Raw genomic sequence first — 13,316 nt, 5'->3', positions numbered from 1 at the left:
AGGTATAATTTTGCTTTTGGAAAGGAAAAATCATGGAAATTTTAGAGATTTTAAAAGCCAGGCGCAGTGTGCGAAAATACGCTCCTGGCGAGATTAGCGATGAAATTTTAGAAACAATCTTAAAGGCTGGTTTGCTAAGTCCTAGCGGACATGCAAGGAAATCCTGGGAATTTATCGTAGTCAAAGATAAAGCAAACCTCGCCAAACTAAGCCTTGCGCGCACAGGCGCAGCCGATATGCTAAAAGGCGCAAATGCCGCTGTGGTCGTAATCGCCGATGAAAGCGTGCAAGATGTCTGGATCGAGGACGCCTCTATCGCTATGGCTTACATGCACCTGTGCGCGAGCGCGCTAGGCGTGGGAAGCTGCTGGATACAATGCAGACTGCGCGAGGCGCAAAACGGCGCGAGTAGCGAGGAATACCTGAGCGAAATTTTGGGTTTTAAGGGGAATTACAGGGCCTTAGCGATTTTATCGCTTGGAAATCTAATCTCCACGCCCGCTCCACACGAGCTAGAAAAGCTAGAATTTAGCAAAATTCACAAAGAAAAATTTTAAGTGTAAAAATCAGAGACAACCAAATTTGCCGAATTTTACCCAAATTCGGCAATGAATTTATTTGCAACTAAGTTTTGGATAATTTGCCAAAAAGTAAGTTTTGGTTTTGCCAAAGAGATTTTTTACCTCATCTTCGCTGCCGCTGCTAGCTAATAATCTTTGTTTATAGATAGTTTGAGTCATACCGCAAGATTTTAGTTCGATGATAGCAAAATTTATCTCATAATCTTTTTCGCCCCTGCGTTGATTTGGATACCAAAGCATGGTTTGAAGTGCCTTATTTTCGGCTAGTTTTTCAATTTTTGCTTCGTGTTTTTTATCGAATTTCGCAATATCTTTTTTGGTGTCGCTTAAAAATTTATCAAAATCTTTTTTCTTTAAACCTTCGCTAAAAAGCACATCGATTTGCCCGTATGTAGGATTTTGGGCTGAAAAGTAAGTAACCGCGCTAGTATCCGAGCCATAAACTCGTGGATATTCTTTGAATTTCTCAAAGTTTGTTTGCATATATTCTAGGCTTTGCGGGTGATTTAGCTTCGAACTTTTTATGCTAAGATCCTGCGCGCACTCGATTTTAGGATAGTTTTTCAAAAAATTTGCCTTTTTGCTCTGTATTTGCTTTCGCACAGTATCTATCGGCGTATCTTTGTCGAAATTCATCGCATAATGCACATTTACAGCCCCGCAATCTTTGATTTCATAAATTTTCAAATTTGCTTCAAATTTGTTTAAATTTGGATTATTTGTAGGGTAGAAAATTTCGGTAGAAATCGCCTTTTTCTCGCTCAATTTTTCGAATTTATACTCATTTTTTGCGCCAGAGCTTTTTTGTTTTTCTAACTCATGTTCCATGGCGCTGAGCCAACGCTCCATATCATACACGCCATGCCCATACGAAATCGTAATCAGCTTCGTCCAGCCAAAGCCCCTTTCGCCATCTAAAAAATACTCGACGCCCATGGAGCTTTTGTGTCCTAGCGCGTAAGATTGCTTTTCAAATGTGATGTTTTGTGGCAAATTTAGCATTTTATCGATAGAGTGCGGACTGGCTTCGTTTGAAGGCACGACAATGTAAGTATCGCGTCCTAGCCCTTGCAAACAACCACTTAACACAAACGCCGATAATGCTAACGGCACTAAAATTTTAAATTTCATAATCTCTCCTTAAAAATAAACCCAAAGTATATCATTTTTTTTAAAGTAAAAATGGAATTTAAAATTTTTGCTAAATTTTTTTGCTAAAATAGCGTTTATGAAATACCAACACCTAATCCAAATTTGCGAATTTTTGCAAAATTTCAAAACTCTAAGCCACATAAAGCGCGTCGGCGACAATCTTTTTAAACTAAGCTTTGATAGCTATGAGCTGTTTTTTGATATGAATAAAACCGCGTGCAATATCCATAAAAACGGCTCTTTCGTGGAAAATAAAATTTACAAAGCCCCATTTGACGGGGTTTTGGCTAAACGGCTCGTAAAATCGAAAATTTTGCAAATTTGCGTAGTGGAAAATAATAGAATTTTGCATATCAAAACCGAACTAAAAGCCAGCTACAAGGCGTTTATCACAAATTTATATTTTGAATTTACAGGGCGATTTACAAATGTCATCATCACTGATGAAAAGGGCATCATACTCGAAGCGCTCAGACACCTAGATAACGATGTGCGAAGCGTGCGCGTGGGGCGGATTTTGGCGCCACTTCCGCCATATAAAATCAAAGAAAAAGATGTAGCAAAAATAGAGAATTTCGATGAATTTTTCGTGGGCGAGTTTGAAAAGCTAAATTTGGCAAATTTAGCCCAAATTCGAAATTCAAAATTAACCCAAATTGATAAAAAAATCGAAATTTTGCATGCAAATTTAAATGCCGTGCCAAAAGAGAGCGAACTTTTAGCAAAAGCCGAAAATTTGGCAAATCTCGGGCAGGTATTATCAGCGAATTTGTATAATTTAAGCGACTGGCAAAGGGAATTTTGCCTAAGAGATAAAAACGGGGAAAGCGTGGAATTTCGCCTAGAAAATCCGCCAAAAATCGCAATGAACGAATTTTTTAACGAAGCAAAAAAATTGCGCCAAAAAGCCGCAAATTCGCATATCCAAATCGCAAATTTAAACGAAAAAATCGAATTTTACGAAAATTTGAAAAATTTAATCACAAACGCAAAAAGCGTCGAAGAGCTTGAAATTTTGCTTCCAAAAAAGCGAATTAGCGCGAATTTGAAGGAAAAAAACGCCGAATTTGTGCAGAGCTTTTATATCGGCGAGTTTAAAATCAGCGTGGGCAAAAATGAAAAAGGCAATGAATTTTTGCTAAAAAACAGCGCCAAAAACGACTTTTGGTTCCATTTAAAAGACCGCGCCAGCGCGCATGTCATTGTGCAAACTAACAAACAAAATTTAAGCGAAGAAATCGCAAATTTTGCTGCTAAAATTTGCGTAAATTTTAGCGTAAAAGAGGCTGGAAACTACCTCGTTGATTACACCAAACGCCTAAATGTAAGCCCCGTGAAAGGCTCGTTTGTGCATTATGTGGATTATAAAACTATCGGCGTTTTAAAGCCGTGATAAGGCGAAATTTTATATAATCTCGCGAAATCAAATCTAAGGAAATTTTATGAAACAAAGACTAGTAACTGGCGGAATTTTGCTCGCCATTTTTTCTGTTTTAATCCTGATAAATAGCAGATTTATCAACTTTTTCGTTTTTGCCATAATGCTTAGCATAGGGCTTTTGGAGAGCTACAAGCTCTATGGGCTAAAAAATGTCAGCCTCAAATGGCTAGCCCTTGCGCTTGCATTTTTCGCGCTAATTCCCCTTGCCCAAGACGACGAGCCATTTATCAGCGCGGTTAAAGTATGTATCGCCTCGGTAGTCGTGGCTGCTTCGATTGTGGCTTTTAAAAAGCTTGAAAACGCGAAAATTATCCTGCCTTTTATCTACCCTTTCGCTCCGATTTGCCTAATGTGGGCGGTTTATGATGATTTGGGGATTTTCCACTTCGTCTGGCTTATCATTACGATAATCGCCTGCGATAGCGGTGCGTATTTCGCCGGCAAAAGCTTTGGCAAAACCCCATTTAGCCCTAGTTCGCCAAACAAAACCATTGAAGGCATCATAGGCGGAATTATTTTTGCATTTATCACAAGCTTCATTTACGCGCGCATTTTCACAAACCTGCCGCCGCTTGAAATTTTATGCAAGACCCTAGTTATCGTGATTTTTGGCATTTTTGGCGATCTTTTTGAAAGCTATCTCAAACGAAGCGCAGGCGTCAAAGACAGTGGCAGTTTATTCCCGGGACACGGCGGCGTGCTAGACCGCATTGACGGGTATATGTTTGGCGCAGTGGCTATGGTGGTCGTGTATTCATGGTAGTGCTAGGCTCCACCGGCTCGATTGGCACAAACACCCTAGATATCGCGCACAAAAAGGGAATTTTAATCGAGGCTTTGGCGTGCGGAAAAAATGTGAGTTTGCTAAACGAGCAGATTGCTAAAATTCACCCTAAATTCGTCGCTATCGGCGAAGAGAGCCTAAAATCAGCCGTCAAACACGACAAGGTTTTTGTCGGTATGGAGGGGATTTTGGCAATGCTTGAAGAGTGCAAATCTAGCACCGTCGTAAATGCCCTAGTGGGCTTTGCTGGCATGCTCCCTAGCCTAAAAACGCAAGAACTTGGCAAAACGCTATGCCTAGCAAATAAAGAAAGCCTAGTCGTGGGCGGGAAATTCCTTGAAATTTCAAAAATTCATGCCATTGACAGCGAGCATTTCGGGCTAAAATTTCTAATCCAAAACGCAAAAACCCCTATTTCTAGGCTCATCATAACAGCCAGCGGTGGGGCGTTTTACGATACGCCACTAACCGAGCTTGGAAGTGTCGGCGCCAAAGACGCGCTAAGGCACCCAAACTGGCAAATGGGCGCAAAAATCACAATTGATAGCGCGAGTATGGCAAACAAGCTTTTCGAGGTAATCGAGGCGTTTTGGCTATACGGCACGAAAAATATCGACGCCGTGATCGAGCGCACATCGCAAATCCACGCCCTAGTCGAGTTTATAGATGGCTCGACCACAGCGCACATTAGCGAGACTGACATGCGCCTAGCCATAGCGCACGCGGTTTTAGAGGGCGCGATTAGCGAGCAAATCGTAAAGCCCGTGAATTTGCTGGATTTAAAACCGATTAAATTCGCTCCAATAGATACACTCAAATACCCTATTTTTGGGCTCAAAGACGCGCTTTTGGATAATCCAAATTTTGGCGTGGTGATAAATGCGGCAAACGAAGTTGGCGTTTATGCGTTTTTAGAAGGGCGGGCGAGATTTAGCGATATTTCGCGCGTAGTGCTAAAATCCGTGGATAAATTTCACTCGCCAAACACGCCAGACACGCACGCCCTAATCGAAATCGACCGAAGCGTGCGAGCGTATGCAAATGAGCTTTTGCGCTAAATTTGGAAAATTTGGCGCAAAATTTGGCACAAAATTTAAAAATTTTGGCAAATTTGATTAAATTTTACATTTTTTAAATTTTATATTAGCTTTTTTTGGTATAATGCAAACTCTTATTTTTGGCCCCGTAACTCAGTTGGTAGAGTGTCACCTTGACATGGTGGAAGTCGTTGGTTCGAGTCCAATCGGGACCACCATTTAATCGAGCCTTAATTTCAAATATTTCAAATTTATCTGTGCGATTTAAAGGAAAACCATGCTAAATGCCAAACAGCTAAAAATGTGGCAAAATGTAAGCAAACATTTAAGCAAAATGAGCGATGATACGCAATATCGCGCGCAGGTCGAAGCACGCCTGTATAAGGGCATTGCGCCAGAGATTATAGATAAAATTTACAGCCAAATTCCATGCCAAAACAGCGTAAATTTAATAAGCCAAATCACAAAACTCGACTTTTCGCACAATGAATTTTTGGCAAAAATTCAAACCGATGCCATAAATTTAGCCTCAAATTTCACAGCATACATTTTAGAAAACTACGCTAAATTCGCCGATAGCGCGCATGGACGCTACATTTGCTCAGACACCTTTAAGGAGCTGTTTATGGCATGGGTGCGCAAAAACGACAGAGCACTTGTAAATGACGCCTTGCATAACACTTCGGCGGTTTTGGGCGCGACGCAGTTTGATGAGATTTTAAAATCCCGCGAGGAGAGCAAAACAGAGGCTGTTTTTATCACTGGAATCCCGGGTGCTGGCAAAAGCGCTAGCGTAAAAAATTTTATGTCCAACCCAGATATCAAACTCATTTTCGAAGGACAGCTAGCAAACCCAGCCCCAAGTATCGCCAAAATCGAAAAATGCTTACAAAATGGGTTAAATGTCACGATCTGCGTTCTTCATATCGCCCCAGAACGCGCGCTAAAAAACACTTTTGCGCGATTTGAGGCATACGGCAGAGGCAGTAGTATCGCGGTGATGTCGAGCATACAAGGCAATCTGGGCACTGGACTAGCGCATATAGCGGAGCGTTTCGCAGATAAAATCAATATAATCGCTATCGACAGAGACAGAGGCAATGAGGTAGTGCAAGGTTTCGCACAAGTCCAAAATCTCATAAATATCGGCTCGAAAGATGAAATTTTCACTCGCCTTAGAGCGAAATTAAACAGCGACTTCGAAAACGGCAAAATCAGCGAAGAGTGCTTTAATCAAGCAGATAAGACAAATTTGATGAATATCATGCGCTCTGGTGAGAAATAAATTTTTAAAAAAGGTCAAATTATGGGTCAATTAGTTTCCTTAAACTTCACAAACTACGATAAAATGGGGATTTCATAAGATAAAGTGGCTCCGGATGCTGGATTCGAACCAGCGACCAAGCGGTTAACAGCCGCCTACTCTACCGCTGAGCTAATCCGGAACGAGTATTAAATGGTGCGGATGAAAGGACTTGAACCTTCACGCCGTAAAGCACCAGATCCTAAGTCTGGCGTGTCTGCCAATTTCACCACATCCGCAAAAAAGAAAGCGCATTATAGCCAAAAGCTCTTAATGCTAGCTTAAATGGTACGCCCATCAGGATTCGAACCTGAGGCCTACGGCTTAGAAGGCCGTTGCTCTATCCAGCTGAGCTATGAGCGCATAAAAAACAAATCAGTGGTACGCCCGAAAGGAGTCGAACCTTCAACCTACAGATCCGAAGTCTGTTGCTCTATCCAATTGAGCTACGAGCGCGAAAGTGGGGTGAATTGTGGGAATCGAACCCACGACCCTCAGGACCACAATCTGATGCTCTAACCAACTGAGCTAAACTCACCACAATGGTCGGAGCGAAAGGATTCGAACCTTCGACCCTCTGGTCCCAAACCAGATGCGCTACCAGACTGCGCTACGCTCCGATAAATGATGTGGATTGAAAAAGGAAACTTGATTATATATAATTTTTAAAATTTTGTCAATGAAATTTAGCTTAAAAATTTAAAATTTAGAAAGAATTTTATTTATGACGAATTTATGGGTAAATTTCAAGTAATGCGATGATAAAAATGTCTGCAACATTTCCTTTGTCAAATTTGAATTTTTAAGAAGTCTAGCTTCTGCCTTGTCTAGTTCTGCTTTCGCAATACTTTCTCTACTCATATCGTCTCATTTAACAAAAGTTTAATTTAATAAATCTTTATCTTTAAACCAAGATATAGGCAGAAAAAATTTCTTTTCTGCCTTATCTAAACTCTTGCCTGTTTTAACCAATAAATACTTTTTAATTTCATTGTATTGTTTATCCGAACTAACCATAAAATTAAAAAATTTGCCGTCTTTATCTTGTAGCCAAATGACATCGTAAAAACTATCTTTCAAACCGCCATATTTGCGATGAATTATAAATTGTGGTAAATATAAAACTGAAAAAGTAAAAAGTGATATAAAAATCAGTATTTTAAATTCGCCTCTATATATAATCAAAGCTAAAACAAAAACGAAAAATAATCCACAATAAATAAGAATAGCTTTTTCTATTTTTTCACCAATAAAACCATTTGGCAACATTGATGAAATGCTTTTTGTTATATTTTTCAAGTGAGATATTGCAATTCTTTTTTCAATACCGTTTTCTAATTTTTTAACTATATAATCATTATAAAAGTGAATTTGTGCGTCTTTTTCAAGGTTTCTAAAAGTATTTTTTAAAGTCATATAAGTAAGAAACGGAATAATAAAAAGCGAACTACCATTGCTATAAACAGTGTCATATTGAGAAAAAAATATTTTTCTAATTATTAAAGCAAGTCCTAATAAAATTAAAAAAATGATACTCAAAAATTTCGCATTTGATAATTCATCTTTCATAATTATCGGATTTTCATCATAATCTCGCAAATTTGATTTTTTAATGTTTGGTTTATTTTCTAAATTTTCGTTTTCCAAATTTAATCCTTTTATAAAATCTCGGTCAGTATCGTTGATACTGAAATTTTAAATTTTATAAATCAGATGTTTTTAAAAGAGTTTATCAAAATTTTCATTAGCGCAAGTCCTCGACAGCGATGCGAAATTTCGCCCTTAATGCGCGCTGAAAGCTCGCCTATGGTTTTGCCCAAATCGCCCTCTCCAAGCTCCTCGTAGCGACGCGGAATAAACATAAAATCATACCCAAACCCATTTTCCCCGCGCTCTTCGCAAATCACTTCGCCGTGCATAAATCCGTGCGTGCAGTATTCGCCAAAGTGCGATTTCAGCGCGATTGCAGCCACATAGTGCGCGCCCGAGCTACGCACGCCACGCGCGATTAGCTCGCTAGCTAGTTTCGCGCGGTTGCTAGCGTCCGTCGCGCCCTCGCCACTAAATCTAGCCGAATAAATCCCAGGTGCACCACCTAAAATATCCACGCAAATCCCGCTATCATCGCTCATCACGAGATATTCGCGGTGCAGGTCTCGCGCTAGTAGCCTCTCATAGACCGCGCGCACCTTTATCAGCGCATTTTCTTTGAAACTCTTGCCGTCTTCAATGATTTCAAAAGGCTCTAAAACCTCGCCAAGCCCGTAAATTTCGTCGTTTTTGAAAAATTCTCTAATCTCGTTAAGCTTATCTTTGTTGCCAGTGGCTACTAAAATTTTCATATCAAATCCTTGCGTAAAAACGCTTATTTTATCCAAATTTGACAAAATTTTAGCTACAATCACGGACAAAAATAATCTTTAAGGCTTTCGATGTTAAATACAATTTTGCCACTTAGTTTTATCGCAGCGACCCGCTTTTTTGGGCTTTTTATCCTGCTTCCGGTGCTTAGCTACTATGCTTTGGAGCTTCGCGGTGCCAATGAAAAACTAGTCGGCGTTTTAATCGGCGTGTATGCGATCATGCAAATGCTCTTGCAGACCCCATTTGGCGCGCTTAGCGATAAAATCGGGCGCAAAAACACTATCGCAATCGGCCTTGTGATTTTTATCGCAGGATCTGTGATTTGCGCGTTTGCTAGCGACATTTACACTATGATTTTGGGGCGATTTGTGCAGGGTTGTGGGGCTATCGGAGCCGTGGCTACGGCGCTGATTAGCGATTTTACCACAGAAGAAAACAGAGGCAAGGCAATGGCGATAATGGGCGCGATGATAGGCTGTGCCTTTGGCGCGGCGATGATTTTAAGCCCGGTTTTGAGCGCGAAATTTGGGCTGGCAAGCCTTTTTTGGCTAAGTGTCATTTTGACGATTTTTTGCCTGATTTTGCTATTTTCTCTCGTGCCAGCTGAACCCAAAATTCGCTCCAAAATGCCCAAAAAATCCTCACTCGCGCTTTTGCGAGATAAAAATTTATCCTTGCTAAATTTAAGCAATTTTTTCCAAAAAGCCTTTATGACGACCGCATTTTTCCTAATCCCCATAATGCTTCACTCAAAATTTGGCTTCGCACAAGACGAATTTATCAAAGTTTATGGCATAGCTATGATTTTTGGCTTTTTATCCATGGGCGCAAGTGGCGCAATGGGCGAAAAACACGGACTTTCAAAGCAAATTTTACTTCTTGGAATTTTATTTTTTATTATTTCGTATTTGATTTTTGCCTTTGCGAACAACCCTTATTTTTTTATTTTTGGCGTGATTATATTTTTCGCTGGATTTAACGCGCACGAGCCCATTATGCAGAGCCTCGCGTCGAAATTCGCCAAAACCGCAAACCGCGGCGAAGCACTTGGAATTTTCACTTCGTTTGGGTTTTTTGGCAGTTTTATCGGGGGCGTGTGTGGCGGAGTGGCGTATGGCTGGGTCGGCATTTTGGGTATCGGGCTAGTCGTGGCAGTGCTTGGGGCGGTGTGGTTTGCGATGATTTTAGCTCTGCCTGATCCGAAAATTTTTAAAAATTTATATTTTGATAAAGCGCTAAATTTCGATTTTAGCGCCATTAGTGGGCAGGCTGGGATTGTCGAAATTTACGAAAACGGCGAGAATTTCGTCGTCAAATACAATTCAAAAATCATAAGCACAGAAGAGATTAAAAATTTGCTAGGAGCCACCGATGCAGTTTGAGAGTTTGCAAAGCGCGGTTGCGAGGTTTAAAGCCAGCGTCGCGCCCGAGAAAAAGAGCGAAATTTTGCCCCTAAACGAGGCTTTGGGGAGAATTTTAGCTGATGAAATTCGCGCGCCATTTGCCAAGCCAGAGCGCCCTACCGCCTCCATGGACGGATACGCGCTAAATAGCGCAAATTTAGCGTGCGGGGCGAGATTTAAGGTCATCTCGCAAACCCCTGCTGGAAGCATGCCAATGTCTTCCCCAAAATCTGGCGAGTGCATCAAAACCTTCACAGGAGCGATTATGGCGGAGGGCGCGGATACTCTCGTGCCTGTGGAAAATGTCAGCGTCTGCGACGATGAAATCATAATCGACAATCCTGTCCCTACTGGCTTTGCCGTGCGAAAAATCGGCGAGAGCTACGAAAAGGGCGAGGTTTTACTAAGCGCAAACTCACGGCTAAATTTTGCAAGCATTGCGCTTTTGGCTGAGCTAGGCATGGCTAGCGTGGCAGTGTTTGCGCGCCCAAAAGTCGCTATAATCGCCACTGGAAGCGAAATCAAACGCCCGGGCGAGAGCTTAGAAAACGAGGCGCAAATTTATAGCTCAAACAACTTCGCGCTTTTAAATTTAGCGCGTGCAATGGGATTTGAAGTGGTGAGCGAGCAAATCATCAGCGACGATAAAGACGCCCTAAAAAGCGCCGTTTTTGACGCACTCACGCGCGCTGATATCGTAATTACAAGTGGCGGAGTGAGCATGGGGGATTATGATTTTATGAAGGCTTTGGTGAGGGAGAATTTCGAAATCCTAGTCGATAAAGTCGCCATAAAACCGGGTCGCCATGTCAAAATCGCCAAATTTGGCGAGAAATTTATCTTTGCGCTGCCTGGATTTCCGCTTTCTAGCATTGTGACTGGATTTTTGTTTTTGCGTGCGTTTTTGAGCGCGAAATTTGGGCTTGATGACGGGTGCGAGAGTAGCGCGATTTTAAGCAACGATTATGCGAAAAAATCGCCGTTTTTGGAGTTTGCTCTTGGCGATATCAGCGTCCAAAATGGGCAAATTTTTATCTCTACTGCGGGTAAAAAGCAAGGATCTAGCGCGATTTTGAATAATTTTGGCCCAAATTCTGCCCTGCTAATCGCAGAGCAAAATTTAAGCGCAAATTCTGTGGTGAAAATTTTGCAAATACCAAGGTGGTGAGGTTTTGATTATTTCAAATTTTCCCAAATTTTATTAGTTAAAATATCTAAATTTTCGCTTTGAAATATGATTTTTGCAAATTCTAAATTTTGGGAATTTGAGTTTAAATTTCGCTTATTGATTATTGTTCCAAATACAATCAACAACCACCAAATTCGCAGGGTGTCCGATTATTTGAATATCGAATTTTAAACTAGTTTCAATCTTGCTTGAAGCATTATGAATTCTAAAACTAAATTGCCAACCGCCGTCCAAATAAAGTTCTAGTGTGTTTTTGCTGTTTGGTTTAAAATCAAAATTTACAATGCGTGTCGGCAAAGAAGCAATCGGAACTATAATTTTTGGTTTATTTAAATTTGAACTTTTATTAAGCGTTCCGCGTAAATTAAAACTTTGAATTTGTGTGATTTTTTTATTGTCGATACTTATAATTTTATAAAAATCAAATTTGCCGATAAGATATTCAACTAAAAATTTAGGAATATTTTTATTTTTTTCATATTGTTTTAAAATTTCATTTTTAAATGCCGTTAAAATCGTTTTATAAACAATTTCATCTTTATTTTTCAAATCTTTCCAAAACAAGCCTTTTTTGTTTTGTAAAAATTCAAAAACTCCTTTTATATCTTGTTTATATTTGTCAGAACAAGGAATTTGATACCATTTTTCACCAAAATCAAGTTCTTTTGATAATCTGCTATGCTTTACAGCAAAATGATTATGTTTTACACTTAGCCCAATTACCCAAGAGATATTTTTTCTTTGTATCAAAATATCTCTTACATCGCCATTTTTTCCTGCATTGTCGGATTGAGAACTCAAAACAATCTCATCGTCACTATCTAAAATATTTGGCTCCCTATCAAAAATAGCCTCACACATTGTGGCTGCGCTTTTCATATAGAGTTTTTGCTCGTCTAAATTTATCAGTTGCCAAGTTTTTTGTAGTCTTTTAAAATTACTATCTTTAAGAATTTGGACTTTTTTATTTAAATCTTTTATCTGTTTTTCTAGCGATACAATACAAGCATATTCGTAGGCTCTGCCTTGATTATTACTTTTATTACTCATAAAATTATCCTTTTTTTATTGCATTTTTTATGGATTTTGCAATTTCATACGCCAAATTTACAGGAACGGCGTTTCCTATCATTTTATAGCCGTCGTTTATGCTTTCGTAAATAAATTTAAAATCATCACTAAAACCTTGAATTCTAGCGCACTCTCGGACACTTAATCGCCTATATAAACTCTCTTTGCCACTTACAAATCTGCAATCATTTTTACCAAATTTAACCATTTTTGGAGCTTGTGGGTGAATTTGGCACTGCCTACCGGAAGCCTGAATAGTAAAAGCCTGTTCGTTCCACGATTTTACGCGATTTCTACTCATAAAAATAGGCGAAAATGAGCCTATGAAATATTCATTATTATTTATAGAATTTGGATTGTGTTTATTATTTTTTAATGCTGGTAATGCTGTATTTTGTAAATCAAAAATAGTATCTTTTAAAACAATTTTATCTTTATTGTTTTTAGTAGAGCCTTGCGGAAAGCTAAAATTCACACTTAAATCTTTACGAAAACCTATAAAAAACACTCTTTTGCGCTCTTGGGGAACGCCATAATCTTTTGCATTTACCAAATTTACGCTTACTTCATAGCCACATTTTTCAAACAAATCTAAAATATTTCTGACTGCCGTTTCGTGTCTTTTTGAGAGCATTCCGCTAACATTTTCGGCAAGAAAAAATTTTGGCTTTACAGCCTTTAAAATTCTAATATATTCAAAAAATAATTTTCCCCGTTCATCATCAATACCACGCAAAGCACCTGCTTCACTCCAAGATTGACACGGCGGTCCGCCGATAATACCGTCAATATCTTTTGGCAACTCATCTGTGTTTATTTTTTTAATATCACACTTTAAAAGTTTTGTTTTTGGGTGATTTATTTCGTAAGTTTGCCAAATTGTTTTATCAAATTCATTTGCCAAAACAATATTTGAACCAGCTTTTTCAAAACCCAAATCAAGTCCGCCACAACCACTAAACAAACTAATTATTTTCATATATTATCCATA

At 39.4% G+C, this 13,316-nt stretch carries 13 protein-coding genes and 7 tRNA genes; 8 read left to right on the top strand and 12 right to left on the bottom strand.

Annotated elements, in window-relative coordinates; genetic code table 11:
* Nucleotides 1-32 precede the first annotated feature (32 nt).
* Nucleotides 33-557 (top strand): nitroreductase family protein, encoded by a 525-nt coding sequence (locus tag OFN98_RS06445; RefSeq protein ID WP_270874439.1) that lies wholly within the window; start codon nt 33-35, stop codon nt 555-557.
* A gap of 57 nt (nt 558-614) precedes the next feature.
* Here the strand turns inward: OFN98_RS06445 and OFN98_RS06440 are convergent, their stop codons facing one another.
* Nucleotides 615-1,712 (bottom strand): hypothetical protein, encoded by a 1,098-nt coding sequence (locus OFN98_RS06440; RefSeq protein ID WP_270874438.1) that lies wholly within the window; start codon nt 1,710-1,712, stop codon nt 615-617.
* A gap of 97 nt (nt 1,713-1,809) precedes the next feature.
* Between OFN98_RS06440 and OFN98_RS06435 the strand changes: the two genes are divergently transcribed.
* From OFN98_RS06435 to OFN98_RS06415, 5 genes are all read left to right on the top strand, one after another.
* Nucleotides 1,810-3,126 carry an NFACT RNA binding domain-containing protein gene (locus tag OFN98_RS06435; RefSeq protein WP_270874437.1) on the top strand — a complete coding sequence of 439 codons (1,317 nt, stop codon included), beginning with the start codon at nt 1,810-1,812 and terminating at the stop codon, nt 3,124-3,126.
* Nucleotides 3,127-3,175: 49 nt separating this feature from the next.
* Complete coding sequence (locus OFN98_RS06430; protein WP_270876640.1) at nt 3,176-3,937, top strand: phosphatidate cytidylyltransferase; 762 nt, start codon at nt 3,176-3,178, stop codon at nt 3,935-3,937.
* Nucleotides 3,931-5,016, top strand: coding sequence for a 1-deoxy-D-xylulose-5-phosphate reductoisomerase (gene dxr / locus OFN98_RS06425; protein ID WP_270874436.1), 1,086 nt, complete (start codon nt 3,931-3,933; stop codon nt 5,014-5,016). Before OFN98_RS06430 ends, dxr begins: the two co-directional genes overlap by 7 nt.
* Nucleotides 5,017-5,137: 121 nt before the next feature.
* Nucleotides 5,138-5,213: transfer RNA gene (locus tag OFN98_RS06420), tRNA-Val, on the top strand.
* A 59-nt stretch (nt 5,214-5,272) separates the two neighbouring features.
* Nucleotides 5,273-6,280 (top strand): hypothetical protein, encoded by a 1,008-nt coding sequence (locus OFN98_RS06415; RefSeq protein ID WP_270874435.1) that lies wholly within the window; start codon nt 5,273-5,275, stop codon nt 6,278-6,280.
* Nucleotides 6,281-6,365: 85 nt separating this feature from the next.
* Here OFN98_RS06415 and OFN98_RS06410 read toward each other — a convergent pair.
* The 9 genes from OFN98_RS06410 to OFN98_RS06370 all read right to left on the bottom strand — a co-directional run bounded on the left by OFN98_RS06410 (nt 6,366) and on the right by OFN98_RS06370 (nt 8,640).
* A tRNA-Asn gene (locus tag OFN98_RS06410) sits at nt 6,366-6,440 on the bottom strand.
* A 12-nt stretch (nt 6,441-6,452) separates the two neighbouring features.
* Nucleotides 6,453-6,537 (bottom strand) — tRNA-Leu (locus tag OFN98_RS06405).
* A 47-nt stretch (nt 6,538-6,584) separates the two neighbouring features.
* A tRNA-Arg gene (locus tag OFN98_RS06400) sits at nt 6,585-6,661 on the bottom strand.
* 16 nt (nt 6,662-6,677) lie between these two features.
* Nucleotides 6,678-6,754, bottom strand: a tRNA-Arg gene (locus OFN98_RS06395).
* A 5-nt stretch (nt 6,755-6,759) separates the two neighbouring features.
* Nucleotides 6,760-6,836 (bottom strand) — tRNA-His (locus tag OFN98_RS06390).
* A gap of 5 nt (nt 6,837-6,841) precedes the next feature.
* Nucleotides 6,842-6,918 (bottom strand) — tRNA-Pro (locus OFN98_RS06385).
* A 79-nt stretch (nt 6,919-6,997) separates the two neighbouring features.
* Nucleotides 6,998-7,159 carry a hypothetical protein gene (locus tag OFN98_RS06380; RefSeq protein ID WP_270874434.1) on the bottom strand — a complete coding sequence of 54 codons (162 nt, stop codon included), beginning with the start codon at nt 7,157-7,159 and terminating at the stop codon, nt 6,998-7,000.
* A gap of 21 nt (nt 7,160-7,180) precedes the next feature.
* Complete coding sequence (locus tag OFN98_RS06375) at nt 7,181-7,945, bottom strand: hypothetical protein (RefSeq protein ID WP_270874433.1); 765 nt, start codon at nt 7,943-7,945, stop codon at nt 7,181-7,183.
* Between the two features lie 62 nt (nt 7,946-8,007).
* The gene (locus tag OFN98_RS06370; protein ID WP_270874432.1) at nt 8,008-8,640 is read right to left on the bottom strand and encodes a non-canonical purine NTP pyrophosphatase; all 633 of its coding nucleotides are present in this window, start codon (nt 8,638-8,640) and stop codon (nt 8,008-8,010) included.
* A 90-nt stretch (nt 8,641-8,730) separates the two neighbouring features.
* On the opposite strand from OFN98_RS06370, the gene OFN98_RS06365 reads away from it, so the two are divergent.
* Together OFN98_RS06365 and OFN98_RS06360 are read left to right on the top strand one after the other, a co-directional pair.
* A complete protein-coding gene (locus tag OFN98_RS06365; protein ID WP_270874431.1) occupies nt 8,731-10,044 on the top strand; it encodes an MFS transporter in 1,314 nt (437 codons plus the stop codon).
* A complete protein-coding gene (locus tag OFN98_RS06360) occupies nt 10,034-11,233 on the top strand; it encodes a molybdopterin molybdotransferase MoeA (protein WP_270874430.1) in 1,200 nt (399 codons plus the stop codon). Before OFN98_RS06365 ends, OFN98_RS06360 begins: the two co-directional genes overlap by 11 nt.
* 114 nt (nt 11,234-11,347) lie before the next feature.
* Here the strand turns inward: OFN98_RS06360 and OFN98_RS06355 are convergent, their stop codons facing one another.
* Nucleotides 11,348-12,304, bottom strand: coding sequence for a HaeIII family restriction endonuclease (locus OFN98_RS06355; RefSeq protein WP_270874429.1), 957 nt, complete (start codon nt 12,302-12,304; stop codon nt 11,348-11,350).
* 4 nt (nt 12,305-12,308) lie between these two features.
* Entirely contained in the window at nt 12,309-13,304 is a 996-nt protein-coding gene (locus tag OFN98_RS06350; protein WP_270874428.1) for a DNA cytosine methyltransferase, read from the bottom strand.
* Nucleotides 13,305-13,316: the final 12 nt, after the last annotated feature.

The sequence above is a fragment of the Campylobacter sp. JMF_15 NE4 genome, from assembly GCF_027737645.1.
Taxonomy (GTDB): Bacteria; Campylobacterota; Campylobacteria; order Campylobacterales; family Campylobacteraceae; genus Campylobacter_B.
The sequence above is the reverse complement of the archived record's forward strand: the minus strand, read 5'-3'. Positions and strand labels throughout refer to the sequence as shown.